The organism is Halostella litorea (assembly GCF_004785955.1).
GTDB classification, from domain to species: Archaea; Halobacteriota; Halobacteria; order Halobacteriales; family Natronoarchaeaceae; genus Halostella; species Halostella litorea.
Window position 1 is genome coordinate 404,812 of the sequence record NZ_ML214300.1, and the last position, 24,066, is coordinate 428,877.

The window sequence follows — 24,066 nt, forward strand, 5'->3', positions numbered from 1 at the left end:
CGGCCCGGCAGTGATCCCCTTTTAAGACCGCACGGCCCGCAGTCGCCCCCATGATAGGCTTCATGGGCGGTTCCGGCATCTACGACGCGCTCCCGCTGGAGAACGTGCGCGAGGAGGACGTGACGACGCCATTCGGCGACCCGAGCGCCCCGGTCACGGTCGGCGAACTCGCCGGCGAGGAGGTCGCGTTCCTGCCCCGGCACGGCCGGAACCACCAGTTCTCGCCGACGGAGGTGCCGTACCGCGCCAACATCCACGCGCTGAAGCAGGTCGGCGTCGAGCGCGTGCTGTCGAGCAACGCGGTCGGCAGCCTGCGCGAGGACCTGCCGCCACAGACCTTGGTCGTCCCGGACCAGACGTTCGACCGCACGAAGCACCGCGAACCGACGTTCTTCGGCGACGGCCTGGTGTCACACATGGAGTTCGCGGAGCCGTACTGCCCGCACATGGCCGACCACCTCGTCGAGTCGGGCGAGGCGGCCGACGCCGACGTCGAGCAGGGCGGGACGTACGTCTGCATCGAGGGCCCGCAGTACTCCACGAAGGCCGAGAGCGAGTTCTACAAGGCCCAGGGGTGGGACGTCATCGGGATGACGACGATCCCCGAGGCGAAACTCGCCCGCGAGGCCGAACTGTGCTACGCGACGATCACGGGCGTCACCGACTGGGGCGTCTGGAAGGGCGAGACCGACGACCGCCTCGCGGAGGTGCTGGAGAACGCCGCGGCCAACGAGGAGGCGATCAAGGCCATCGTGGAGCACGCCGTCCGAACGCTCCCCGACGAGCGCGACTGCGACTGCGGGTCGGCGCTCGAGGGCACGCTCAACACGCCCGCCGAGGCGGTCCCCGACGAGACGCGCGAGCGGCTCGACCTGCTCGTCGACGGCTACCTGTAGACGCCTCGCGAAACGGACGCTTACGCGATGAGAAGGTTCATAGTGACCGTCGCCAACCCTCGGAAAGAGACGCTTACTATGTCCGGCTCCGAACTGTTAGCGTTCGTCCGCGCCGACCCCGGCCGCGCGTTCACGTACTCCGTCCTCCCGGTGCTCGTCGCCGTCGCACAGCTCGCGAACAGCCTCGTCCACGGCGTCCCCGCGCTGTACCCGGGGCTGTTCGCCCTCGCGCTCGTCGCGTTCGCCGCCGTCGCCACGCAGTATCACCTGGCGGCGCACCGCGTCGACGAGGCGTGGTCGCCGACGAGCGACCAGCCCGCGGACTGAGCCACCGGGGCGCGGATCGGCGGGCGAGTCGGGTCGTCAGGTCGTCCGCGCGGTCGTCCGGCGGTCGCTCGCCTGCCGCCCCTTGTAGGCGTTGTACGCACCGATCGCCGCCACGACCAGCCCGCTGATCGCCGTGCTCGACAGCAACTCGAAAGTCGTGTCGAAGGCGACGAACGGCGCGACGACGAGCCAGAGGCCAAGCAGGGCGACGAGGCCGGCCGCGGCCTCGCTCACGTTCAGCCCCTTCGACATCCGGTAGTAGTTGTAGCCCGCGACGAGGAATATCGCCGCGCCCACGATCACGTTGTTCCAGCCGAGCGCGTCGAGCGTGTCCCCGGATACGTCCCCGTAGATGAACGGGGCGATAACGACCCAGAGCCCGATGAGCGACGCGAGTCCGGCCAGCAGTTTCGACCCGCTCAGGTCGGTCGTTCGGGCGTCGCCGGGGCGGTCCTCGGCCGTTCGCGTGTCTGTCGTTCCGGCGGTCTCGCCGGTCGTGTCTCTGTTCGGTGAGTCTGCCATAGTGTTTCCCCGCTCGCAACGACGCCGCTGACCGGGTAAAAGGAGTCGACCGTTTCTCGCGTTCGCGCGGGTTGTCGCCGGCTAACGGTGACTTACCGATCCCCCCGGGTGTCCGGGTCCCCGCGGACGTACTGGAGCGCGGAGACGTACTCCTCCGGGTCGACCGCCCCGTCGGCCTCCGCGAGACGTTCACGAACTTTCGTTGGCGTCATGGCGTGTCGTACGCCACCGACCGCTATATGTGTTGTGGTACCAAGTAACAATATCGACGCGGAACTGCTTCCGGCGCTCAGAGCTCGATCCGCTCGACCAGTTGGTCGCCCTCGTCCTTGGTGTTTACCGCGACGATCCGGACGTCGTCCTCCAGTCCGGACCCCCGGAGCTTCGCCTTCAGGAGGTTGTCGACCTGGTAGACGCCCGCCGCGTTGGTCATCTCGATCTCGACGAGCACCGGACGCTCGTCGCCGCGCTGGAGCGAGACGCTGCGGATCGCCCGGCTGGAGAGGGTGTTGATGCCGCGGCCGCCCATCTCGTAGGGCATCCGCGACCGGCCCCGCTCCATGTCCAGCGCGTCGGCGACGCGGATGACGCCCGCCTCGGTGGTGAGCGGGTCCTCCGAGGTGTGGTGACAGAGGATGGCATGGAGCACCTCGCCTTTCATCCGGACGGCGTCCGCGGCGTCGTAGAACTCCGGGAGGATGCGGTCGAGGATGTCCGCCGCGAGCGGGATGGAGTAGTACGCGTGGCGGTCGCGGTGGACGACGTGGCCGATGTCGTGCAGCGTGGCGGCGAGCGCGACGATGACCGACTCGTCGCGCTCCTCCAGCCCCTGGTCGGCCGCGCCGTTGAACGCGACGCCCGCCTCCTTCAGCAGGTCGTAGAGGCAGAGCGCGCGGTTGCGGACGATGCTGATGTGTTTCGCCCCGTGGTCGTTGTACCCCTTCCGCTTGACGGGGTTGACGTTCTGTGCGTCGAGGTACACCTGCACCTCGGGGTCGTCGTCGAGGAACGACAGAACCGCGTTGAGCCTGTCGTCGGGGAAGGCGTGGTCGGCCTCGGGGGCGTACGTGCGACCGTTTCCGTCGCTCGCTGAGTCGGCCATACGGTCGCCGTTCGTCGAGCGGCGGCAAAAGGGCACCGGCAACGCGGGCCGGCCCGCGGCGTCCCGCGCTCAGGCCGCGTCCTCGGCCGCGGCCGCGACCTCGGCGTAATCCGGCTCGACGCCGGGGTCGTCGCTGACCCACTTGTAGGCGACCGCGCCGTCGGTGTTGACCACGAACACGGCGCGCTTGGCGACGCCGCGGACGCCGAGGTCGGCGAAGTCCATGCGCACGTCGTAGGCGTCGATGATCTCCTTGTCGATGTCGCTGACGAGCCCGAAGTTCAGGCCGTTCTGCTCGCGGAACTCGTTGAGCGCGAACGGGGAGTCGACGCTGACGCCGTACACGTCCGCGCCGACCGTCTCGAACTCGGAAAGCTGGTCGCGGAACGTGCACATCTCGTCGGTGCAGACGCTGGTGAACGCGCCGGGGAAGAAAGCGAGCACGACGGGGCCGTCGTCGAGCGCCGCCGAGAGGGTGAACTCGTCGACGTCGCCGTTCGCGAGCGGTGCGGTGAAGTCGGGTGCGTCGTCGCCGGTTTCGACCATAGCGTCCGACCGTTCCGACACCACGTGGAAGTGAATTTCGCTTTTCCGACCGACACGTCTCCTATTTCGGACCTATCAGTCCGCTCGACGGGCTTCCCGAGCAAAAAGACTATAATTGCCAGCGGGTAAGCACCGGGTAGAGATGGCACTTGTAACCGCACCGGCGTTCGTCGGGGGGCTGCCCGGCGGGCCCGAACTCGTCGTTATCCTCCTGATCGCCGTGCTGCTGTTCGGGGCGAACAAGATCCCGAAGCTGGCGCGGTCGACCGGCGAGGCGATGGGCGAGTTCCAGAAGGGCCGCGAGGAGGTCGAACAGGAACTCGAGGAGATGCGAGATGGAAGTACGTCCGGGGACTCGACGTCCGACACCGCCGACGACGTCGGCACCGACGACAGCGACTTCGTCGACACCGAACCCGTGACGAGCGAGGACACCGACACCGATACCGAGACCACGCAGTAACGCGACTGGTTTTTCTTCCGGCGGACGTGTGGCCTAGTGGATCAGGGCGGGAGGTTCCTAACCTCCAGAGCGTGGGTTCGAATCCCGCCACGTCCGTTCGTCGCTGCGCTCCTCAGGCCGTGGCGTAGCTCGCGAACGCAAAGCGTTCGCTCACTCCCACCACGTCCGTTGCGCGTTGCGAACGGACGTGAGCGACCGCGAGGCGTGGGATGCGAATCCCGGCCACGCCCACTCACCGGCGAACGTCAGTGAGCCGTGTAAGCGGCGCGGGATTCAGCCGGCCGGGCACGCGCCGGTTCAGCCCGAGCAGACGGCCGTCATTGTGGACCGGAGACATCTTCAATCGTCCCCTATCCGACCCGGTCCGTCCGGGTGAACTCCCGTCCGGCGTTCCGTCTAAATTATCGGATATGATAACTGGTAAAAGGTTTTTTGACTAGTCGCCCAGAGTGAGTATCCAATGGCTATCGACGACGCCGACAAGTCGGATCCGAGTCAACTCGAGGGGGAGGTGGACGAGTCGGCATCCGATCCGGGGGGGTCCGAGGAGGGGGACGGGTCGACGGCCCGCCAGGACGAGGAGGAGCGGCCCGACGAGACGGGCGGCGGCGAGGCCGACGCCGGCCCCCGCGTCGCGGTCGGGGAGTACACGTGGGCCGACTTCATGGAGGAGTACGGGTACGGCCACGAGGTGAGCAGCGTCTACCCGACGAACGCGACGACCGACTCCGGCGGCTCGCTCGGCCTCGACAGCAAGGAGGACGAGCAGGTCGGCCCGCCGACCGGCGACGACTGGGACGGCGTCGAGTTCGAGCCCGAGGAATACCTCGGGTTTCACCCCGACGACCTGGCCGAGCGGATCACCGAGGAGGCCGCCCCGCCGGCCAAGCGGCTCTGGACCGACTTCAAGGAGGACATCCGGTCCACGCCGGTCGTCAAGGACGAGTACTGGTGGGAACACTACAAGTGGGACTTCTACTACGAGGAAGACGGCGACCTCCCGCGGGACGCCGACGGCGAGGTCGTCGAGTTCGACCGCGAGGAGGCGCTTGGCCACGACCCCGAGGAGATAGAGGGGCTGTTGAGCCAGGGCCAGGACTTCGCCGACGAGCTGCACGACCTCGTCGAGGAGCGGACGGTCAACGTCCGGCTCGAACCCGAGGCCGAGGACGACTTCTTCAGCACGCAGGAGGGCCACACGACGGTCGCGAACCGCTACGACCTGGAGAAGGAGGTGCCACAGAAAAAGAAGTCCCACTTCCGCGAGGAGGACCGGTACTGGGTCAACAAGCCCTACTCCTTCGTCATCCTGTTTCACTCCGAGAAGGAAAACGAGAAGAAGTACTACGCGGTCGAGCCGTACCTGACCGAGATCGAGGAGGACCTCCAGGAGTTTCTCACCGGCAAGCTCCGGACCGCGATCAAGTACGCCGACGAGGAGGTCACCGTCGAGGGCGGCGAGGAGGGTCGGAAGGCGGTCATCGAGAAGGAGACCCGCCGGCTGCTCGAACGCTACGACCTGTTCGACGAGCCGGCAAGCGGCGACGGCGGCTCGTTCGTCGACCAGATCAAGGAACTCGTCGGCATGGGCGAAGCGGCCGCCAGCAACGAGACCGAGGGCGGCCTCGACGGCATCGCCGTCCGCCCCGAGCCGGCGATCCTGGCGGACGACCCGGACAGGCTGAACGAGTATCAGGTCGAGAAGCTGCTGTACCTGCTCAAACGGGACTTCATCGGGTACGAGCGGATCGACCCGATCAAACACGACATCAACGTCGAGGACATCTCCTGTAACGGCTACCACTCGCCGGTGTTCGTCTACCACACCGACTACGAGCAGATCATCTCCAACATCTACCACGGCGAAGAGGAACTCGACGACTTCGTCGTCAAGCTCGCCCAGCGGTCCGGGAAGGGTATCAGCAAGCGGCGGCCGCAGGTCGACGCGACGCTGCCGGACGGGTCGCGGTCGCAGCTCACCCTCGGGCGCGAGGTGTCCGACCACGGGACGAACTACACAATCCGCCAGTTCAAGGACGTGCCGTTCACGCCGGTCGACCTCATCAACTGGAACACGTTCTCGCTGGACGAGATGGCGTTCCTCTGGCTCTGCATCGAGAACCACAAGAGCCTGATCTTCGCGGGCGGTACTGCGTCCGGGAAGACGACGAGCCTGAACGCCATCTCGCTTTTCATCCCGTCGAACACGAAGATCGTCTCCATCGAGGACACCCGCGAGGTGGAACTGCCACAGCGCAACTGGATCGCCTCCGTCACCCGCCCGTCCTTCTCCGACGACAGCCAGGGTGACGTCGACGAGTTCGACCTGCTGGAGGCCGCGCTCCGCCAGCGCCCGGACTACATCGTCATGGGCGAGATCCGCGGGGAGGAGGGCCGGACGCTGTTCCAGGTCATGTCAACCGGCCACACCACCTACACCACGTTCCACGCCGACTCCGTGGGCGAGGTGCTCAAGCGGTTCACGACCGACCCGATCAACGTCTCGAAGACGATGTTCACGGCGCTGGACCTGGTCTCCATCCAGACCCAGACGCGGGTGCAGGGCAACAAGGTCCGCCGGAACAAGTCCCTGACCGAGATCAACCACTACGACGCGGAGAACGACGAGATCAACGTCCAGGACGTCTACCAGTGGCAGGCCGAGACCGACGAGTTCCTGAAGATGGGGGACTCGAACACGCTGGACGAGATCCAGTTCGACCGCGGGTGGAGCCGCGACAAACTGGACGACGAACTGTTCAAGCGCCGGGTGATCCTCGCCTATCTCATCAAGAACGGCCTCAACGAGTACACGAAGGTCGCCGCGACGGTCCAGGCGTTCATCAACGACCCGGAGACGATCCTCACGCTGATCGCAAACGAGCAACTGGAGGAGAGCCTGGAGGACCTCCGCGAGATGGAGTCCGTGCTGATCGACGTCGACCCGGAGAAGGAGGCGCTGGTCCCGCGTCCCGACGCCGGCGACGAGATATACAACGAGGCGACCGACATCCTCGAACGCGCCGAGGGGCGCATCTTCGAGGAGTTCCGCGGGAAGGTGCCGAGCGGCCTCGGCAGCGCGCTGTCGGGCGTCAGCGGCGAGGAGGAGCCGACGATCACGGCCGACAGCGCCGACGCGGACGAGTTCGAGTTCGGCGGCGACCTCGGCGACGCCGACGCCGACTTCGGGCTTGGCGACGAGGACGACTTCACCTTCGGCACGGATGCCGACGACGACGAGGCGGTCGGGGACGAGGGGCCGGAGTGGCTCAGCGACGACGGTTTCGCGGACGAGTCGGACGGCGAGACGGCCGACGCCGCCGCGGAGCCGGACGACGCCGAACCGGCGGACGGCGACCGGCCGGCTATCGAAGCGGGGGACCCCGACGACGGGGACGGGTCGAGCGACGACGAACTCCCCGCCCTCGCGGCGGCCGACGAGGAAACCGGCCCCGAGGCGGACGCATCGAGCGCCGAGGCGGACGCGGCGACGCCGCCCGCCGACGCGGACGCGGGCACCGAAGCACCGGTGGCCGACACGGAGGCCGAACCGGCGGACAGCGAACCGGCGGACGACGGGACGGACGCCACGTTCAGCGACCCCACGGACGACGGGACGGGAGTCGACGCGTCGCCCGCCCCGGCGGACGGCGCGCCCGGCGACGGCGATTCGGACGAGGGCGTCGTGTTCAGCGACCCCTCGGACGGCGGGTCGTCGCCCGCTGAGCCGGCGTCCGACGACGCCGGGCCGAGCGACCGCACGGACGCCGCCGAGAAGGCCCCCGACGGAACCGAAACCGGTACCGGCGGCGGAAGCGCCGACGGGCCGGGTGACGGGGTAGCGACCGAACAGCCGGACGACGGGCCAGTGACCGACCAACCGGCCGACGAGACGGCGACCGACCAACCAGATGACGGGTCGGCGACCAGCCAGTCGGACGACGGGGCGACCACGGACGACCCCGATACGCCCGGCGACGAGGGCGGCGACGCGTCGCCGTTCGGAGCCGACGGCGAGTCGATATTCGACGACGAGGACGGCTCCGGGGACGCCGACCACAGCGACGACGGCGGCGACGGCGGGTCGATGTTCGGCGGTGGCAGCGGGGACTCGATCTTCGGCGACGACGATGGTTCCGAGGACGACGGCGATTCGATCTTCGGTGGCGACGGGGACGAAGGTGGGGACTCGATCTTCGGGGACGACGACGGCGGTGGCGGCGGTGACGAGGGACCGGTCTTCGACGAGAGCGACGACGGGGGCGACGGCTCGCTGTTCGAGGACGACGGGGAGTCGATCTTCGGCGAGAGCGACGGGGAGTCGATATTCAGTCCGGACGACGCCGACGAGGACGACGACTCGATCTTCGGCGGCGAAACGGGCGGTGACGAGGAATGAGCCTGGACACGAGGTCGGGCGGGGACGGCGGGTTCGGCACGAGCGACGACCCGCTCGGCGACGCGTTCTACCCGCTGTACACCACGCTGTTCGACGAGAACAGTAACTTCGTCAGCGGGGTCGAGACGAAACTCGCGCAGGCGCGGATGACCGACCCCGTGGAGATGTACCTCTCCCGCGCGCTCGGTATCGGCGTGCTTGCCGGCGGGTTCCTCTGGCTGATCGGTACGCTGCTCGGCTACGTGCTGTTCGCGACGGGCGTCGTCGAGGTCGGACTGCTCCTCGGCGCGCGGATCCCCAACGAGACGCTGCTGACGATCGTCCAGACGCTGAAGATACCGGCGCTCATCGGCGTCACCGGGCTCGTCCTCGGCACGATCGGCTTCGGGATGGGCTTTGGCGCGTTCGTCGCGGTGCCGTACTCCCGGGCGTCGTCCCGCAAGCGCGAGATCAACATGCTGCTGCCCGACGCCGTCTCCTTCATGTACGCGCTGTCGGTCGGCGGCCTGAACCAACTGGAGATCCTGGAGGCGATGGCCGAAGCCGAGGACACGTACGGCGAGGTGGCCTACGAGTTCAAGAACATCGTCCAGGAGACCGAGTACTTCGACACCGACTACCGGACCGCGCTGCGCACGCAGTCGATGGAGACGCCGAGCGACGAACTGAGCCAGTTCCTCACGGACATGCTCTCGATCGTCAGCAGCGGCGGTGACATGCAGTCGTTCCTCGACGAGAAGAAGGACAAGCACATGCGGACGGCGAAGCAGCAACAGGAGATGACCCTGGAGACCCTGGAGCTGTTCGGCGAGATGTACATGACGCTGTCGCTGTTCCCGCTGTTGCTCATCATCATCCTCGTCATCATGGGCATCATGGGGCAGGCGCGGGACCAGATGCTGTACGCGACCGTCTACGGGCTGATCCCTATCACCGGCGTCGGCTTTCTGGTGATGGTGTCGACGGTGAAGCAGGACGAGGTCGGCGACGGCTACCTCGAACCGTCCGGCAGCAGCGAGCGGCTGAAGAACGCCCGGGACGGCGGCCTGCTTGACCTGGGTCTGATCGAGGCCTTCACCGGCGAACACAGCGTGTTCGACCGCATCAAGAACAAGGAGGGGACCCACGAGACGAAGAAGGTGCTCCAGCGGCCGCACATCTTCTTCCGCGACAACCCGCTGTACACGCTCGCACTGACGGTGCCGGCCGCCCTGGTGATCCTCGTGACTGCGGTCGCCTCGGGCTCCGCACCCACGTCGATCGACGGATTGATGAACCAACCGGTGTGGGGGACGTTCATCTACGTGTACATGCCGACGTACGTCGTGTTGACGCCGCTTACCATCTTCCGCGAGTGGAACATCCGCTCGCGGAGCGCGATCACGTCCGACATCTCCGACAACCTCCGGAAGCTATCGAGCGCGAACGACACGGGGTTGACCCTCCTGGAGTCGTTCCAGACGGTCGCGAACACCACGTCCGGGAAACTCGCCCACGAGTTCGAGCAGATCCACGCCAAGGTGAACTACGGAATGAGCCTCCGGGCCGCGCTGGTCGAGTTCAACAACAAGTACCACCTGCCGCGGCTGGCCCGGACGGTCAAGCTGATCAGCAAGTCCCAGGAGGCCTCCAGCCAGATCACCGACGTGCTGTCGACGGCCGCCCAAGCCAGCGAGAACCAGGACGACATCATGCGGGAGCGAAAGTCCCGGACCCGGATGCAGATGGTCATCATCATCATGACGTATCTGACGCTGCTTGCGGTGATGGCAATCCTCAAGACCCAGTTCCTCGACGTGATGGCCGGGCTCGGCGGGCAGGCGAGTTCCGGCGGCGGCGCGGCCGCCGGGGCCGGGGCCGGTGGCGGCGGAGGCGGTGCCGGTGCCGCGAGCCTCAGCGAGGGGGTCGACACCGACCAGCTGTCGCTGCTGTTCTTCCACGCGGTGACCATGCAGGCGATCCTCTCGGGCATGATCAGCGGCTACATGCGCGAGGCGGACCTGATGGGCGGGCTGAAGTTCGTCATCGTCCTCCAGACCATCGCCCTGGCGGTGTGGACGGTGGTAGGATGAGGCTCGGGGGCCGCGGGCAGACCACCCAGGACTTCGCGGTTGGGATCAGCATCTTCCTGCTGACGACCGCGTTCCTGTTCGCGTTCATCCCGACGATATTCACGCCGTTCGACTCCGACACCGGCGGCAGCGACGAGTCCCGGGCCGACCGGATCGCCGCGACGGTCGTGGAGGACTTCTCGGTCGACGGGAAACCGGGGACGCTGGATCCAGTCGCCACCCGGTCGTTCTTCGACGCCGGCGGCGACGGCGACGATCTCCGAGAACAGTACAAACTGCCGACCACCGCACGGGTCAACGTGACGGTGCGCACCCAGAACGGGTCCGTCATCCGTGAGATCGGTAGCACCCGCCTGAAGCGCGGCGACGCGTACGACGACCAGGTCTCCGCGAGCAGCAGCCGCGTGATCAGCTTCGATGACCCCTCGAGCGACGTCTGTACACCGACCTGCCGGCTGGTAGTGAGGGTGTGGTAACATGCACGAAGACGACCGCGGACAGGCGTTCACGCTGGAGGGCTTCATCGGCTCGATGCTGATACTGACGGCCGTGCTGTTCGCGCTCCAGTCGGTCATCATCACCCCGACGACGTCGGGGACGGTGGACCGCGACGTCCAGTCCGGGATAGAGCGCGAGGCCGAGGACGTGCTCGCACAGCAACGGAACAAGGGGACGCTGAAAGAGCAGGTCCTGAACGTGTCCGAGGACGGGTACAACGGCGAACCGTCGACCGGCTACGCCCCGTCGAACCCGCCGGGGGACTTCGGGGAGACGCTGAACGGGACGTTCTCCCGGCGCGGCCGGGTGTACAACGTCATCGTCGAGTTCCGGAGCGTGTCCAACAAGACGACGAACACGGGGGTGAACAGCGCCGTCAAGAACATGGTGTACCGCGGCGTCCCCTCCGACAGCGCCGTCGTCGCGTCCGAGACGGTGACAATCTACGACGACGAGGTGAGCAACCCCGACGACTTCCCCGTCCCGGATACCGCTCCCGGTAGCCCGGTCTACACCGTCGCGGAGGTGCGACTGGTCGTATGGTAAGCGATCGCCGCTGCGGCCGGGACCGCGCACAGTTGGTGCTCGTCGGCAGCATCGCCATCGCCTTTATCGTCCTCGGGTTGGTCGTCGTGTTCAACACGGTGCTTTTCACCGAGAACATCGCCGCCCGCGGCTCCGTCGATGAGGTCGAGGAGGCGACGGAGTTTCAACAGCAGGTCGAGCGGGAGGTCCCGGAACTGATCCGCAGGGTCGAGAACGGGACGGTCTCCAACGGCGAACTCACGTCGAACGTCGAGGCGAACGTGTCCGGGACGTACAGCCGCTTGCTCGCCGAGACACACGCCGAATCCGGAACGAAGTACGTCGACGTCGAGTTCGACGAGAGCGAAAGCACGTTTCAGACGCGGATCACACACACCGAAACGGAGTTCCAGCGGGCGGGCGGAACCGGCGACTGGAGCCCGGTAAACAGCGAACGGAACGTGACCGACTTCAGAGCCCAGATGGTCGTCAACCAGTTGAGCGACACCGGACCAGGGACCGAGAACTTCACGGTCCTGCTGGAGAACAGCAGCGACCGAATAGAGGTTAGATTCGAAAAGAACCCATCCAACGAGATGGAAATCACGAGTAACTATTCGGGAAATGTAGAAACATGTTCCGTGGGGGATTACAATGAGAAAGCCTGGGTGAACCTTTCGACAGGGTCATCAGTGAACAAGAGCGGTTGTGATTTCTATGCTCTCGACGACCTCAAGGCACCGTACACGGTGCACTTCCAGAACCCGGACCGTGTGGAAGGCAACTACACCTTCCTGGCTTCCGGGAGCGGGATCGCCAGTCAACCCGTCTACCACGACCGCGACGGGTCGTCTTCACCGTACGCTACCCTCCTTGTCAAGGAGGCGAACCTCGATCTCACCTTCGAAACCGGCACGGTCACGTACGAGGGCAATCGGACCGTCACGGTCCGGGAGGGCCCATGACCAGTTTCCGCGGCGACGACCGCGCCGTCTCCGTCGCGGTCACGCACGTCCTCGCGACGGGGATCGTGACGATCCTGCTGTCGGGGCTGCTCATCACGGCCGGGAACGTGCTGGACAACCAGCAACGGAGTACCGCGCGGGACCAACTCGACACGATCGGCGACCGGGTCTCGGCCGAGATATCGAGCCTCGACCGGGCGGCCACGCCGGGGGGCGACGAGCGGATCACGGTCGACACCACCCATCCCAGCAGGGTGAGCGGCGCGACGTACACGGTGCGGCTCAGAACGGGGCCCGACTGTAGCGGCCCCCTGATCGACGACTCGACGACGGACGCCTGCCTGGTGCTGTCGACGTCGATGCTCTCGGACGACCGGGTCGTTCCGGTCGACGTCGACCCGAGCAAGGTCGACCCCGGATCCGCCAGCGGCGGTGACATTCGGATCGTGTACGACTCCACGGGGAGCACCCCGACAATAACGATCGAGAGCCAGCCATGAGAGGGACGGACCGCGGGGTGAGCGACATGATCGCGTTCGTCATCGTGTTCTCGCTCATCATCACGAGCGTCGGGATCACCTACACGTTCGGCTACTCGACCCTGACCGACTATCAGGAGAACGAGCAAAAGCGCAACGCCGAGCGCGCGTTCGTTGCGCTGTCGGACAACATCGGCGACATCGAATCGACCCACGTCGAGGCCCGCTCGGGGGAGCTACGCCTCTCCGGCGGGACGCTCTCCGTCGAGAACGAAACGGACGTCACGGTCCACTCGCCGACCTGGAACCTGTCGAACGGGTCGAAAAACAGCCTGACGAACCGGTCCGTCGGGTCGTTCGTCTACGAGTACGAGGGAACACAGATATCGTACGAGAACGGGGCCGTCTTCCGGCAGGACGGCGACGGCCGCGCAATCATGCTGTCGGAACCGGAGTACCGGTGCGGCGAGTCGTACGCGATGGTGTCGGTCGTCGAGGTCCAGACATCGGGCGGCGCGCTGAGCGCCGACGGGACGGCACAGATCCGCGCCGAGTCCGGGAAATCGTCGGGCTTGCGCTATCCGGAGAACCGCACCGGGACGAAGAACAACGCGACCGTCGAGAACGTCAGCGTCACCGTCGAGTCGGACAAACCCGAGGCGTGGAGCGACTACTTCGAGGACGACTGGGACGTGAGCGGGACGGGCAACGAGCGGACGTTCACCTGCGAGCCGGACAGTGGGGACACTATCGACGTCTACGTCCGCGTCACGATAATCAACATCGACTACTTCACCTGACGGGCCCCGTTACGACAGCGGAAAACGAAACGGATCCGGGGCGTTAGACTTCGACGTCCTCGTCCTCGACGTCGACCGCCGTCTCCTCCTCGGCGGCGACCTCCTCCGGACGCGCTTCGAGGGTCGTCTTCTGGACCTCGACGCGGCGCAGCGGGTAGATGGTCTTGGCCTCGCCGTAGATGGCGCTGGAGAGGCGGCCCTCGACGATGCTGTCGACGAGCTGCTCGAACGAGCGCTCGTCGGCGGCCTCGTTGACCAGGTCGATCATCGTCCGGCGGATCGCCTTCTCCTGGCTCGCGTCGGCCTTCTTGGTCGTGAAGGCGACGGGCTGGACCTGAACGCGGTAGTCGTCGGTCGTCAGTACCGTGATGTTGGCCTCGATCTTCGAGGCCCCGCGGCGCACGAGGCTGCGCAGGTAGTCCCGCGTGAGTTCATGTTTGATGAACTCGGTGTAGGCCGCGTCGCTGCCGACGTCCGTGATCTTGAACGTCAGCTTGGTGTTGTTCTCGCCGGCGTCCGACGTGAGGTCGCCGAGCGTCGTCTCGATGGTTCTGCCCTGTACTTTCTCGGGTTCGTCCGCGGGGGTGTCACCGAGCTCCTCCCGGTCGAACTGCTCCGGGGCGTGGACGGTGTACCACCGCTTCTCCTGTTTCTGCTTGGAGACTGATCGTTCGCTCATGATTGTGTGTTGGTGAACTGGTCGGCTGCCTGTGCTACCCGGGTGGCGACGTCGACGTTGACGACGTAGTCGTCGACGGTCGACCGGAGCCCGCCGGTCGTCTCGCGTTCGATACGCGTGACGACGGCGTCGCCCTCGACGCGGGTGGTCATCTCCGACGTGTTGTCGGGGGTGACCGCCGCGGCCACGAGGGCGGGCCGGTCGAGTTCCGTGCGAATCGTCGCGCGTCTCATAGCGCCTCCCTGAACGCCGCGATGAACTCCTTGGTTTCGGGGCTCGCCGCCCCGTCGTCCTGATCCGAGTCGAACCGCACGTAGCCGGTGCGGGCGTCGCCGCCGGCCTCGCCGCCGACCGCGTCCGCGCCGGCCCGCATCGCCGCGCCGACGCCGCGGTCCTCGACGGCCGCCGCGGCCGCCTCGCCGTCGCCGACGACCAGCGCGACCGGCTCCGGCGACCGGAAGTCCTGGAGCAGCCGCGCGGTCGTGGCGACCGGCGCGGCGTCGTGGCGGGCGACGAACAGGCCGTCGTACCGGCCGGTCGTCGCCTCGCGGAGCGCGCGGTGAGCGCGCTCGGCGGCGTCGCGCCACGCGTCGAGCGCGGCGTCGCGGACGTCGTGGCCCAGCGCCGCCGCGACGGCGGTGCCGGGCGCTGCCTCCGCGGTCGTCGCCAGCACGTCGGCGTAGCCGCTGACGGTGGCGAACGGCGATTCGGGCGTTGCGTACGGGCGAAGCGCCCGCTCGACCGCCTCGGCCGCGCGGGGTGTCGCCCGCTCGCCGCCGCTGGCCGACAGCGCGACGAGCGAGGCGACGGTGCTGTAGGCCCCGTCGTCGAGGTCGGCCGGCAGGTCGAGTTCGGCGAGCGCCGCGCCGGCGGCCGTCGGGTCGCCGGAGAAGTCGGCGTGTGCGAGCGTCGTGTGCGCGAGGCCGTCCGCGAGGTCCGCGACGGGAACGGCGACGCCCGGTCGGCGCTCGACCAGGCCCCGCTCCTCCGCGGCCGCGAGGACGCTCGCGCTCTCGCCCGCTCCGGGGACGCCGCCAGCCGCGGCGACGCCGGCCAGCGCGAGCACCGGGTCGGCCGACGCGCCCAGTTCACGGGCGACGTCGACAGCGGTGACGCTGGCGGGCGTCTCGCGTCCCGCGATCGCCGGGCCGTCGGCGTCGTCGCCGACGACCAGCGTCGCGGCCGCGTCGCGTGGCTGCTCGGCGGTGGCGGCGCGGCGCTCGCGCTCGGCCGCGGTCCGGGTCACGCTGACCTGGAACGGGCAGTCGAGCGCTCGTGCGACGACGCCGGCGGCCGCGACGCTGTCGCCGTCCGCGGCCGCGAGGACCCGAACGAACGGGGCCTCGCGGAGCGTCGCGGCGAGTGCGTCGGGCGCGGCGGTTGCGGTTCGACCCGTCGTGGACATCTATTCGAGGCGTTCCTTCGCGTCGTCGTACGAGTACGTGAAGTCCTCGTCGAGCTCGTCGCCGCGGTAGTAGTCCGCGAGGCGGCGAACCTTCGACTCGGTGTTTTGCAGCGCGCGCTTGTTCTGGTGGTCCTGGGGGTTCTCCTCCATGTGCTCGCGCAGCCGCACTGCGCGCTCCATGAGGTTCCGCAGGTCCTCAGGCAGGTCGGAGTCCGCATCGTTCTCCTCCAAGATCTCCGTGACCTTCTTCCCGGTCGCCAGCTTGACGTCCGGGATCGGCGTGCCCTTCACGCCCTCGTCACGCAGTTTCATCCCGATCTGACTCGGGTCGTGACCCTGCTCTGCCAGTTCGACGACGCGGGCTTCGATCGCCTCGTCGTCGACGTCACTCCACTCCGGCGGTTCGTCCGCCGCCGGCTTGTCCGAACCGGACGAGCCGCGGCGTCGGGTGTGCATTCGTGCCATAGTTGAGGATAGGAACCGCACAGACCGCTGTAGTCTCGGCGCAACGCGCCTGCACTACCGCAATCCCAAGCCGCCGCGAAAGCCGCGACGACGCGTCGGATTTGCGGTCGTGCTGTTCCCACCGGTCCTTCCGCGCTGGCGGACTAAAGGGTTTCTACTCCGGCCCGGGGGCGTACCGTCCTGCGACTCCCTGCCGTACGGCGGGCGATCCGACGGTTTTATCAATACCTGCCGCGCTATCCTCTATTGCGTTCGAGGGCTCGTAGATCAGTGGTAGATCACTCCCTTGGCATGGGAGAGGCCCCGGGTTCAAATCCCGGCGAGTCCATCCGCTTCTCACCGCCGTGACGATTGTTCGACTGACTGCGCAGCAAAGGACGAGGACGTGCCCGGCTGAGTTCATAGCCTCCGACGATTTTTAGGCGATTTTCACTGACGTTCTGTTCAGTAGGTAGGCATCTCAAACAATCGACCACGGTCATATCCAGCGATCCGAAGTTGGACTACAATTTCCCCTTCTAAACCATGCGACATTTATATCTCGATGATATTTCGTACCCCATGGTCGTTATCGTACCGTTCGATGGGTCAACACTTTCGAAATCAGCTCTTCTACACGGGTTACGTGCATCCGGCCTCTACCAGGATGACCTGCTCGCTGTCACGGTTATTCCGGACCGAAACGCGGGATACGCACGAGAGAATGGCTGGCTTACGGACGAGGAGGAGTTCGACAAGGAGCTAATCGTCTCCCGATTGCGCCAGCAGGTAGCACAGATCGCTCCTGAGGCGGAGTTTAAACATATCACTGTGGATAGATATGCGACATCCGGAACGATTTCGAGCCGCATTCGTCGCCTCGCCCGTGACCTCGATACATCCGCTATCTTCATCGGAAGCGAGAACGCAGGCCACAGCTTCCTCGGGCCGGAGAGTGTCGGTGGTCGAGTCGCCTACGAGAACGCCTACGACATTGCAATCATTCGGAACCCGATCCCGGAAATAGACTGCGACAAACAAACGACGTAGTTCACGCCAGTATCTCATCTACACTTACCGATCAGCGCAGTCGTACCACCGGAGTACTTCCGTGACAGGCGCAAACGGCGACGTATGCGGGCAGGAGTCATCATCGCCGGCGGCCGCTCGGCCCGGTTCGGCGACGAGGACAAGGCGGTCGCCGACCTCGCGGGGACGCCGATGGTCCGCCGCGTCGCGGACCGGATCGGCGGGGTCGTCGATGAACTCGTCGTCAACTGCCGTGACGACCAGGCGGAGGCGGTCGCGGCCGCGTTCGCCGACGGCGCGTTCGACCCGACGCTCGCCCTCGACGAGACGCCGGACCGGGGACCGATGGCCGGCATCGCGACGGGCCTGCGCGCGGCCGAGGCCGAGTACGCCGCCGTCGTCGCCTGCGACATGCCGTTCGTCTCTCCGGACCTGATCGACTACCTCTTTTCCCGGGCCGCCGGCCGCGACGCGGCGGTCCCGAAGCCGGACGAGTGGTTCCAGCCGACGCAGGCCGTCTACCGGACGGCGGCGATGGCCGACGCCTGCGAGCGCACGCTGGCGCGGGGCGAGCGCAAGGTGGTCGAGGCGGTGCTCGAACTCGACCACGTGGTCGTGGACCGCGCGGAGGTCGAACGGCACGCCCCGCTGCGGACGTTCAAGAACCTGAACACGCGGGCCGAGTTCGAGGCCGTCGCCGCGGAGTTCTGAACGCTGCCGACGCGCCCGAGGACCGGGGGGTGTTATTACGAGCCAGTACGACGACCCCCGCATGGAAGGTCGCGTTCGAGCGATTCACGTCGCCCCGGAGCAGGGTGCGGAGCCGGAACCGGTCGAGGAAGTCGAGGCGGTCGCCGACTCGGGCCTCCGCGGGGACCGGTACTTCGACGCGGAGGGGACGTTCGCGAACCGCGACGGTGGCGACCTGACGCTCATCGAGGGCGAGGCGCTCGCGGCCGTCGAACGGGACTACGGGATCGAACTCGCGCCCGGCGTCCACCGCCGGAACGTCACCACCGAGGGCGTGCGGCTCAACCATTTCGTCGACCGTCAGTTCCGGGTCGGCGACGTGGTGTGTCGCGGGACCGAACTGTGCGAGCCGTGTTCGTACCTGGAGCGCCACCTCGAAAAGCAGGGCGTCCGCGAGGCGCTGGTCCACCGCGGCGGCCTGCGCTGTCGGATCGTCGACGGCGGCACGCTCCGCGTCGGCGACGGGGTCGGCGCGGCGGGTGACGACGCCGGAACCGATGGATAGAAACGCCCGGAAGCCGGGATTTCGCCCATGAGCGACCGCATCGTCGGCGGGCTCGTGGACCAGTCGACCGTCGCGGACCGCGTCGAAACCGGCGCGGCTCCCGACTGGGTCGCCGAACACTGGCACTCCTTTCGCGACGGGCTGCTGGGCGAGCGAAACGGCTCGCCGTTCCCCTGCTACTTCGGGGTCGAGTCCGTCGAGAACGGCGACCCGCTGTACACGGCGGTACCGTCGATGACCGACAAGGACGCGCTGCTTGACCTCGGGCGAACGCTCCGGCGGTATCTCGACGGGTACCGCGACCGGCGCGGCAACGCGTCGCTGGTCACCTTCTTCAGGCCGCCCGAGCGGGAACTGTCGGAGGCCGAGTACCACGAGCGCCTCTGGCACATCCTCCAGTTCCTCCACGTGCACGACCCGAAGCCGTGGCCCGAGGACATCCCCACGGACCCGGACGACCCCTACTGGGAGTTCTCCTTCGCCGGCGAGCCGACGTTCCCGACCTGCCGCGCGCCGTTCTACGGGACGCGTAAGAGCCGGTACTGCCCGGTCGGGCTGGAGATCACGTTCCAGCCGCGGGCGCTGTTCGAGGACCTCGGCGTGACCGCAGACACCGAGGCCGGCCAGCAGGCCAGGGACGCGATCCAGGACCGCCTCGAGGACTACGACGGAGTCTGCCCGCACGCCGACCTCGGCGACTGGGGCGTGGACGGCGACCGCGAGTGGCCCCAGTACATGCTGTCGTCGGACGGGGACCAGGCCCCCGACGAGTGTCCGATCGCCGTCACGCGGGAGCATCCGAAGTCCGGCCTGCTGCTCGACGCCGACCGCCCCGACGACTCCCTCCCGGCGGGGAGCGCCGACTGATGACGGTCGACCTCGACGGGACGCCGGTCCTCCTGCTCGTCGACTTCCAGCGCGGGTTCGACGAGCCGGGGTGGGGCGAGCGCAACAACCCCGACGCCGAACGCCGCGCCGAGCGACTGCTCGCCGCCTGGCGCGAACACGACCTGCCCGTCGTCCACGTCCGCCACGACTCGACGGAGGCGACGTCACCGCTCCGCCGCAGCGAACCCGGCTTCCGTTTCAAGGACGGGCTCGAACCGCGGGACGGCGAGGCCGAGTTCGTCAAGCGCGTCAACGGCGCGTTCGTCGACACCGACCTCGAATCGTGGCTCCGCGAGCGCGGCTCCGAAACGCTCGTCGTCTGTGGGCTGACGACGGACCACTGCGTGTCGACGACGACGCGGATGGCCGAGAACCGCGGGTTCGACGTCGCGCTCGTCGGGGACGCGTCGGCGACGTTCGACCGGTCGTTGGACGGCGAAGCGTTCGACCCGGAGACGGTCCACCGAACGGCGCTCGCGCATCTCTCAGGGGAGTTCGCCACGATACTCCGGACCGAGGCGGCCGTCGACGCGGTGTCGGGCGACCCCGAGTAGCGGCCGCGGTACCGCCACGGAACGACTTATCACCCGGCCGGACGATCCGATCCCATGGAGATACAACACGCCGCGGTGCGGGTGTCGGACCTGGAGGCGACGAAGGAGTTCTACGAGGACGGCCTCGGCCTGGAACGCGCCTGGGACTTCCACACCGACGACGGCGTCCACAACTACTACGTCACAGGCGACGAGTTCGACACGGAGATCCAGTTCGTCCACGACCCGGAGGGCGACGACGAGGTAACCCCCGACGGGATCGCTCACCTCGCGGTCCTCGTCGACGACGCCGACGCGACGCTCGACCGCCTCGTCGACCGGACCGACTGCGAGGTTCTCAAGGGACCGCTCACGATCGACGCGGCGAACGCCAGAGCCGCGTTCGTCGAGGACCCGGACGGTTACGAGGTCGAGATCTTCCACCGGATCGAGTCGGAGCGCTAGTCGAACCGTCCGCGACGGTACCGCCGTCCTTTCGCACTGTTAGATCCCTTTCTCGGATAGAAGTATTCTCGAAACTCAGAACATTTTTAACGGATTACTCCGCGTAACTAATTGCGGAACGAATGAAGGAACTGGCAATCGCTGTACTCGTGGTTTCGGCCGCCTTGAGCGGCCCCGTGGCCGGCGTCTCGGCCGACAACGCGCCGCCGCTGGCCGACGCGGGACTGGACCAGACTGTGTCGCTGGGGTCGACCGTGTTGCTCGACGCGACTGGGTCGCGCGACCCCGACGGGACCGTCACCGCGTACGGGTGGCGGATCACCGCGCCGAACGGGAGCACCGTTTCGCCCGCCTGTCCGACCTGCGGGCGTACCGAGTTCCGACCGACCGCCGAAGGGACGTACGCCGTCCGCGTCACGGTGACGGACGACGACGGCGCGACCAGCAACGACACGCTGTACGTGAACGTCACGTCGGGCGATCCGCCCCGAGTCACGCTCACCGGGACGACGGATGTCGAGGCCGACTCGACCGCCACGTACACCGCCGACGTTCGGCGCGGCGGTGCCCCACTCGACCGCGTCGTCTGGCGGGTCGACGGCACGACGGCCGAGGAGACGGCCGTCCGGTCCGGACACGACTCCGTCTCGCTGTCGCGAAATTTCAACAGTTCCGGAGACCACACGGTCGAGGCGGTCGCGGTCGGGACCGACGAGCAACGGCGGACCGACAGCGTGAGGGTTACCGTCGAGCGTCCGCTCCCGCCCGTCGCCGACCCCTCGCCCCCGTCCGACGGCACCGCACCGCCCGACGACGATGACCAACCGACCCTCGATCCGGCGCTCCGTGGCGAACAGACGGTCACGGGGACGGAACCGTTCCGGGAGCGGTACGTCGTCGACACGGCTCGCCCGTCCGACGAGGTCGTCGGAGTCCGTTGGTATCGGGACGGATCCCCGGCCGGGACCGGACCCAGACGCGTCGTCGACTGGGACCCCGGCAGCCACGAACTCGTCGCGGTGGTCAACTACACTGACGGTCGGGAACGAACCGTGACGTTCGACGACGGGACGAACGACGTCTTCGTCGACCCTCGACCGGTCGCGGAGTTCGACCGACTCGACAACGGGAGCACGATTTCGGGGGCCGTCTCCGCCACCGATGCGGTCGGTAACCTCCGGCGGCTCCGTGTCGCCGTCGACGGGCGGACCGTCGAGGAGTGGACCGCGGGGGACCGTATGAAGAGCCGTCCGATAGACGAGCGGGAACTCGGTTTTCTGGTCGGCGACGTTTCGGCCGGTACGGACAGCAACGTCACCGTAACCGCCATCGATGCCCGGGGGCAACGGTCCGAAGTCACTCGGTCCGTCGTCCCGAAAGCCGAACCCGAGATCGTCAGGGCTGAGTTCGTCAACGGCCCCGTTGACTCCTACCACGAGCGGATCGACGCGGAGCGGTACGCCGCCCATCACGTGACCGAGGTAGATCTGGACGGTCTCGGACCGGATGCGGTGTCGGTTGAAACTGGCTCGTTGTCCGATGATACTAGACCCGTGGATTCCGGTGACCTAACGCGTCATAAAGAATATGATCACCATACAGGAACGTTAACTGTACATACGTACTGGGCAGGCGATGTTCCAGACTCCTATAAGGTAACTACAAGACTGCATGCAGAGAAAGGTGATAAAGTAGATTCGGTCGGCTCTGGGAAATCTGCGTTGTTCAGGGTAACACCCAGTCCCCCGGAGATCCGGATAGACATCATCCACGGTGGAGATTTCCGGGATATCCGGAATGACGGGATGGTGGTAGATGCTCGGGATTCATTCGATCCGGATGGAACGCGTTTGGAATACTTCTGGAGACAGGGCGCATCTGAAACGGAAAAGGTAGGCATAGGGAAATTTGATTCATTCAGGTTTGCAAATCTCACAGTAGTCGATGGATATCAATTAGAACGGAAAATCTCTCACTCGTTCCAAGATTACTACACGCCGGATATCAGGGATTCGCGGGAGATATCCGGAGGGGCGTATAACTTGACGGATTCGATTCGGTTCAAAGTGTATACTGACCGATTCGATTTCACGAAGAACACCTTCCATGAACACCACCATATCGGAGTAACTACGTCTAGCAGAGCTCATGTGGTCGATCTAAAGAAGCACTACATAGAGGAACGGAAAGAAAGAATCAGTCCAAACATCAACCAAAGCGGCGAACAGTACGTCGCGACAGTTGAGGTGGATGCGGCCGCCTTTGCGGACGACCAGCCGGCACCGACGGTGACGTTTTTCAACCGGGCCAATCCGGAGACGACGCGGAAGTCGACTTCACTAACTACCGACAGCAAGATCTTCGCACCGCCCCAGACCCGGTGGACGAACGTCACCGTGGAGAACCGGTCGTACGTGGTTGAGATACCGGAACGGACGCAACGGAGAGTAATGACGGCCCAACGCCGCGACGAGTTACTGGACGCCGGCTACCAGCTCAACAGGACGGACAGACAGGGGACCGAGTACGTGGTGGAGAAGCGAGTACAGGTGCAGAAAGCGGAGTACGAGGAGGAGACGAAGGCGTTCCGGCACAAACTAGGCCGTGATCGGTTCATCGACCGCAACGACGACTGGAAGGCTGGTGGTAGATACGTCCGTCAGGAAACGCGTACGGAGACCGAAACCGAGTGGCGCAGCGATCGGGGTGGGTCCGGTGAGTTCACCGGCGAAACGCGGCGGGTACAGACGGCTCCCCCCGAGTACCGGACCGAGCGAAAGTACGTCTACTACGAGACGGAGGAGCGGACACGAACGGTGACTGAAACACGAACGAGACCGGTTCCAAACATGAACGGTGACGGAATGAAGACGGTTACCTACACGGTCGAAAAGGAGGAGACGTACACGGTGCGGACCAAACACTCCTACTGGAGCAGCATTCCCAGAAGCCACTCACATAGCCGAGTAGCGAGCCGGCAGGTCCGCGTTTCGCCTGCCCAGTACGAACGGCAGTACAAGTATCGAATCCGAACGGAGGAAACGGTAGACGTCGAAGTGTACGAAGCATCACGGCGGGTACAGAGACAGCCGGCGAAGTACGAGTGGCGGACGTACGATACCCTTACGAACCGAGGAATCGCCGAGGAAATGGGCAACAGCGAGGATTACCGGCTTGCAGGGGAGCGACAGTCGAAGCGATGGATCCTGAGCAAGCAGGTCGACACTCGCGAGGTGACCGTCGAGGAGTACGAGAACCCCGACCGCGTCATCGAAACGCGTGGAACGGTGACTGGTGAGAGCGTGCAGGTCATCGAACAGATAAACGGGAACGAAACTCGACGGGAGCACATCGGCGAGTTGTCCCGTGACTACAGCGGAAGCGGCTTGGTGTCTACCGAAGCGATGATCGAAGACTTACAGTCGAGAACGGAGGACTCGTGTGCGAGAGGCGGCTATTATTCGAGGTGTGAGGGATGAACAGATTTCGTCAGGCGGTTGCTGTCACGGTATTAGTAGTGGCCGTTGCCAGCGTTGGTTCTGTTACTGGACTGAGTACTGGTGCTACTCCACCAATATCAGTCAATGAGTCTGAAAACGTAACGTCCGGACTCGGTGTGAACTATACAGTACAGTTCGATAGCGACCGTAACCGCGTACGTGTGTCCGCACACAATCCAACCCAGTTCCATCATGAATCCTCTTTTGGGGTGGACGTTGATGGTTACCAACACCAGATACACACCCTCAACCTTTCTACAAACGAATCCTGGGA

Annotated in this window: 24 protein-coding genes and 2 tRNA genes; 19 read left to right on the forward strand and 7 right to left on the reverse strand. The window is 66.1% G+C overall.

Going from position 1 to position 24,066, the window contains the following annotated elements; all coding sequences use genetic code 11:
* Nucleotides 1–50: 50 nt before the first annotated feature.
* The gene (gene mtnP, locus EYW40_RS02090; protein WP_135819964.1) at nt 51–896 is read left to right on the forward strand and encodes an S-methyl-5'-thioadenosine phosphorylase; all 846 of its coding nucleotides are present in this window, start codon (nt 51–53) and stop codon (nt 894–896) included.
* Between the two features lie 78 nt (nt 897–974).
* Nucleotides 975–1,223: a hypothetical protein gene (locus EYW40_RS02095; RefSeq protein WP_135819965.1), complete on the forward strand. Its 249-nt coding sequence runs from the start codon at nt 975–977 to the stop codon at nt 1,221–1,223.
* A gap of 36 nt (nt 1,224–1,259) precedes the next feature.
* Here EYW40_RS02095 and EYW40_RS02100 read toward each other — a convergent pair whose 3' ends face one another.
* The 3 genes from EYW40_RS02100 to EYW40_RS02110 all read right to left on the reverse strand — a co-directional run bounded on the left by EYW40_RS02100 (nt 1,260) and on the right by EYW40_RS02110 (nt 3,393).
* Nucleotides 1,260–1,745 carry an SPW repeat protein gene (locus EYW40_RS02100; RefSeq protein ID WP_135819966.1) on the reverse strand — a complete coding sequence of 162 codons (486 nt, stop codon included), beginning with the start codon at nt 1,743–1,745 and terminating at the stop codon, nt 1,260–1,262.
* Between the two features lie 289 nt (nt 1,746–2,034).
* On the reverse strand, nt 2,035–2,847 hold the full coding sequence (locus EYW40_RS02105) for an HD domain-containing protein (protein ID WP_135819967.1): 813 nt from the start codon (nt 2,845–2,847) through the stop codon (nt 2,035–2,037).
* Between the two features lie 69 nt (nt 2,848–2,916).
* Complete coding sequence (locus EYW40_RS02110; RefSeq protein ID WP_135819968.1) at nt 2,917–3,393, reverse strand: redoxin domain-containing protein; 477 nt, start codon at nt 3,391–3,393, stop codon at nt 2,917–2,919.
* 142 nt (nt 3,394–3,535) lie between these two features.
* Between EYW40_RS02110 and EYW40_RS02115 the strand changes: the two genes are divergently transcribed.
* The 9 genes from EYW40_RS02115 to EYW40_RS02155 all read left to right on the forward strand — a co-directional run bounded on the left by EYW40_RS02115 (nt 3,536) and on the right by EYW40_RS02155 (nt 13,594).
* Nucleotides 3,536–3,856, forward strand: a complete 321-nt coding sequence (locus tag EYW40_RS02115) for a twin-arginine translocase TatA/TatE family subunit (RefSeq protein ID WP_135819969.1) — start codon at nt 3,536–3,538, stop codon at nt 3,854–3,856.
* 22 nt (nt 3,857–3,878) lie between these two features.
* Nucleotides 3,879–3,952, forward strand: a tRNA-Arg gene (locus tag EYW40_RS02120).
* Nucleotides 3,953–4,316: 364 nt separating this feature from the next.
* Entirely contained in the window at nt 4,317–8,255 is a 3,939-nt protein-coding gene (locus EYW40_RS20420) for an ATPase, T2SS/T4P/T4SS family (RefSeq protein ID WP_135819970.1), read from the forward strand.
* Entirely contained in the window at nt 8,252–10,327 is a 2,076-nt protein-coding gene (locus EYW40_RS02130; protein ID WP_135819971.1) for a type II secretion system F family protein, read from the forward strand. Before EYW40_RS20420 ends, EYW40_RS02130 begins: the two co-directional genes overlap by 4 nt.
* Nucleotides 10,324–10,803: a DUF7287 family protein gene (locus EYW40_RS02135; RefSeq protein ID WP_135819972.1), complete on the forward strand. Its 480-nt coding sequence runs from the start codon at nt 10,324–10,326 to the stop codon at nt 10,801–10,803. Before EYW40_RS02130 ends, EYW40_RS02135 begins: the two co-directional genes overlap by 4 nt.
* A 1-nt stretch (nt 10,804) precedes the next feature.
* Nucleotides 10,805–11,371 (forward strand): DUF7288 family protein, encoded by a 567-nt coding sequence (locus EYW40_RS02140; protein WP_135819973.1) that lies wholly within the window; start codon nt 10,805–10,807, stop codon nt 11,369–11,371.
* Entirely contained in the window at nt 11,365–12,315 is a 951-nt protein-coding gene (locus tag EYW40_RS02145) for a DUF7261 family protein (protein ID WP_135819974.1), read from the forward strand. The genes EYW40_RS02140 and EYW40_RS02145 overlap by 7 nt, the downstream gene beginning before the upstream one ends.
* Nucleotides 12,312–12,815, forward strand: coding sequence for a DUF7266 family protein (locus tag EYW40_RS02150; RefSeq protein ID WP_135819975.1), 504 nt, complete (start codon nt 12,312–12,314; stop codon nt 12,813–12,815). Before EYW40_RS02145 ends, EYW40_RS02150 begins: the two co-directional genes overlap by 4 nt.
* On the forward strand, nt 12,812–13,594 hold the full coding sequence (locus EYW40_RS02155; protein ID WP_135819976.1) for a DUF7289 family protein: 783 nt from the start codon (nt 12,812–12,814) through the stop codon (nt 13,592–13,594). The genes EYW40_RS02150 and EYW40_RS02155 overlap by 4 nt, the downstream gene beginning before the upstream one ends.
* A gap of 43 nt (nt 13,595–13,637) precedes the next feature.
* On the opposite strand, the gene EYW40_RS02160 is transcribed toward EYW40_RS02155, so the two are convergent.
* Genes EYW40_RS02160 through EYW40_RS02175 form a run of 4 tightly spaced genes read right to left on the reverse strand, consistent with a single transcriptional unit; the run spans nt 13,638 to nt 16,143 of the window.
* Entirely contained in the window at nt 13,638–14,273 is a 636-nt protein-coding gene (locus EYW40_RS02160) for a 30S ribosomal protein S3ae (RefSeq protein WP_135819977.1), read from the reverse strand.
* Nucleotides 14,270–14,506 (reverse strand): KEOPS complex subunit Pcc1, encoded by a 237-nt coding sequence (locus EYW40_RS02165; RefSeq protein ID WP_135819978.1) that lies wholly within the window; start codon nt 14,504–14,506, stop codon nt 14,270–14,272. Before EYW40_RS02165 ends, EYW40_RS02160 begins: the two co-directional genes overlap by 4 nt.
* Nucleotides 14,503–15,678 carry an exonuclease RecJ gene (locus EYW40_RS02170; RefSeq protein WP_135819979.1) on the reverse strand — a complete coding sequence of 392 codons (1,176 nt, stop codon included), beginning with the start codon at nt 15,676–15,678 and terminating at the stop codon, nt 14,503–14,505. Before EYW40_RS02170 ends, EYW40_RS02165 begins: the two co-directional genes overlap by 4 nt.
* Nucleotides 15,679–16,143, reverse strand: a complete 465-nt coding sequence (locus EYW40_RS02175; RefSeq protein ID WP_135819980.1) for a 30S ribosomal protein S15 — start codon at nt 16,141–16,143, stop codon at nt 15,679–15,681.
* 256 nt (nt 16,144–16,399) lie between these two features.
* Here EYW40_RS02175 and EYW40_RS02180 point away from each other — a divergent pair.
* The 8 genes from EYW40_RS02180 (at nt 16,400) to EYW40_RS02215 (ending at nt 23,771) form a co-directional block, all read left to right on the forward strand.
* A tRNA-Ala gene (locus EYW40_RS02180) sits at nt 16,400–16,471 on the forward strand.
* A 233-nt stretch (nt 16,472–16,704) separates the two neighbouring features.
* Nucleotides 16,705–17,172 (forward strand): universal stress protein, encoded by a 468-nt coding sequence (locus tag EYW40_RS02185; RefSeq protein ID WP_161973147.1) that lies wholly within the window; start codon nt 16,705–16,707, stop codon nt 17,170–17,172.
* A gap of 84 nt (nt 17,173–17,256) precedes the next feature.
* Nucleotides 17,257–17,862, forward strand: a complete 606-nt coding sequence (locus tag EYW40_RS02190; RefSeq protein ID WP_135819982.1) for a molybdenum cofactor guanylyltransferase — start codon at nt 17,257–17,259, stop codon at nt 17,860–17,862.
* A gap of 61 nt (nt 17,863–17,923) precedes the next feature.
* Complete coding sequence (locus EYW40_RS02195) at nt 17,924–18,406, forward strand: MOSC domain-containing protein (protein WP_135819983.1); 483 nt, start codon at nt 17,924–17,926, stop codon at nt 18,404–18,406.
* Between the two features lie 27 nt (nt 18,407–18,433).
* Nucleotides 18,434–19,273, forward strand: a complete 840-nt coding sequence (locus EYW40_RS02200) for a YqcI/YcgG family protein (protein ID WP_135819984.1) — start codon at nt 18,434–18,436, stop codon at nt 19,271–19,273.
* Nucleotides 19,273–19,848: a cysteine hydrolase family protein gene (locus EYW40_RS02205; RefSeq protein ID WP_135819985.1), complete on the forward strand. Its 576-nt coding sequence runs from the start codon at nt 19,273–19,275 to the stop codon at nt 19,846–19,848. The genes EYW40_RS02200 and EYW40_RS02205 overlap by 1 nt, the downstream gene beginning before the upstream one ends.
* Before the next feature lie 54 nt (nt 19,849–19,902).
* Nucleotides 19,903–20,292, forward strand: a complete 390-nt coding sequence (locus EYW40_RS02210) for a VOC family protein (RefSeq protein ID WP_135819986.1) — start codon at nt 19,903–19,905, stop codon at nt 20,290–20,292.
* Between the two features lie 122 nt (nt 20,293–20,414).
* Nucleotides 20,415–23,771 (forward strand): PKD domain-containing protein, encoded by a 3,357-nt coding sequence (locus tag EYW40_RS02215; RefSeq protein WP_135819987.1) that lies wholly within the window; start codon nt 20,415–20,417, stop codon nt 23,769–23,771.
* Nucleotides 23,772–24,066: the final 295 nt, after the last annotated feature.